This is a genomic window from Rahnella perminowiae (assembly GCF_019049755.1).
In the GTDB taxonomy this organism is placed as follows: Bacteria; Pseudomonadota; Gammaproteobacteria; order Enterobacterales; family Enterobacteriaceae; genus Rahnella; species Rahnella perminowiae.
Genome location: NZ_JAFMOS010000135.1, coordinates 1 through 932 on the forward strand (window position 1 = coordinate 1; position 932 = coordinate 932).

The 932-nt window shown below is 37.1% G+C and carries 1 protein-coding gene; it reads left to right on the forward strand.

What is annotated here, in order from left to right; genetic code table 11:
- Positions 1 to 109 precede the first annotated feature (109 nt).
- On the forward strand, positions 110 to 610 hold the full coding sequence (locus J1785_RS00720) for a GNAT family N-acetyltransferase (RefSeq protein WP_217159164.1): 501 nt from the start codon (positions 110 to 112) through the stop codon (positions 608 to 610).
- Positions 611 to 932 lie beyond the last annotated feature (322 nt).

Here is a 932-nt window from a genome sequence, read left to right on the forward strand (position 1 = left end):
ATCTAAATCCGATTTATAAAAAAGTCTGACATGTGATGAATATATTCACGAGAGACTCGATTTTTTATCGGAACGGGTTAATATTAAACATCAAACAATGGAACCTATCATGAATTCACTTGTTCGCCTGGCTAGATTGGAAGATGCTGAAGCAATCAGTCAGTTAGCAAGCCTTACTTTTCCAATGGCTTGCCCAATCAGCACACCGACTGATGATTTAAAGAGCTACATCGAAAGTCATTTGAACGTTGAGTGTTTTAAAAGTATTCTCAAATTATCCGAAAAAATAGTGCATGTAATTGATTTTAAAGATAAAATAATTGGTTATAGTATGCTCAGTCTTAGGCCTGAACCGCTCGGGATTTCTAAGGCTGATGGGATAGTGGAACTAACGCGTTGCTACGTTCTGGCCGAATTTCACGGTGTAGGTCATGCTAAAAGTCTCGTCAGTACAACACTTCAAAGCGTATCAGGTAGCGTGAGACTGCTGGTGAATGATGAGAACGAACGCGCTATCCATTTTTATAAACGTCTGGGATTTAGCCCAGTGGGAGAAACTTATTTTTATGTGGGGGAAGATAAGCATCGTGACCTTGTTATGGTAAATTAAAATAATTTCTCCCGGTACCTTTGGACAATATTAAGGAATGTGTAATTTAAAAAGCTCGTTAATTAGATTGTCTGGGAAAGCACTTATTTCGTCACTAAATGAGGTGTAGGAATATGCCACCCAGTACCTATGGTTTTATAATCATGAATATCCCAATATGGCACTGAATGGCTTTACGCCAATAAAGTATATTCAGCGCTTAACTAATCCTACTTATCAGACCGGTTAAAAATGGGGGTATGTCACTTAATTTAATGTAAATAAATATCATCCAACTCAGGTTTTATATTATTTTTCAACTGTAATCCTGGCTACCTAATAT

Coding starts and splice junctions, on each gene's coding strand:
- J1785_RS00720 (WP_217159164.1), top strand. CDS start 110: ATGAATTCACTTGTTCGCCTGGCTAGATTGGAAGATGCTGAAGCAATC.